The 354-nt window shown below is 61.0% G+C and carries 1 protein-coding gene; it reads left to right on the top strand.

Annotation, left to right across the window (positions count from 1 at the left end; genetic code table 11):
* On the top strand, nucleotides 1–260 hold a 260-nt coding region (locus AK963_RS34570; protein WP_175404780.1), incomplete at its 5' end, for a hypothetical protein.
* Nucleotides 261–354 lie beyond the last annotated feature (94 nt).

Raw genomic sequence — 354 nt, 5'->3', positions numbered from 1 at the left:
TGGACCTGACCGGATGGACGCTGCTCTTCACCCTGAAGTTTCACCGGATGCAGCCGGATGACGAGGCCGTGCTGCAAAAACGGATGACCGTATCCGGCACGACGGCGGTGATGTACCTGGCACCGGAGGAGACTAATGAGCTGACTCCCTACCGTTATGAGTTTGATGTTCAGGTCACCACGCCGGATGGTCAGGCGGTATCCACGGTGGCCATTGGAACGGTTGTCGTTCAGGCAGGCGTCACCCACGCATTGAGATAGGAGCCCGCGATGGCCAACGAGACGACGGTGGTCGCCACCCTTGGTAACGGCGTGGCCGTGGTGGCTGCCCAGCAGCAGAGCATTGCCGAAGACC

It is taken from the genome of Endozoicomonas atrinae (genome assembly GCF_001647025.1).
Lineage (GTDB): Bacteria > Pseudomonadota > Gammaproteobacteria > Pseudomonadales > Endozoicomonadaceae > Endozoicomonas > Endozoicomonas atrinae.
This window is presented reverse-complemented; position numbering and strand designations above follow the sequence as displayed.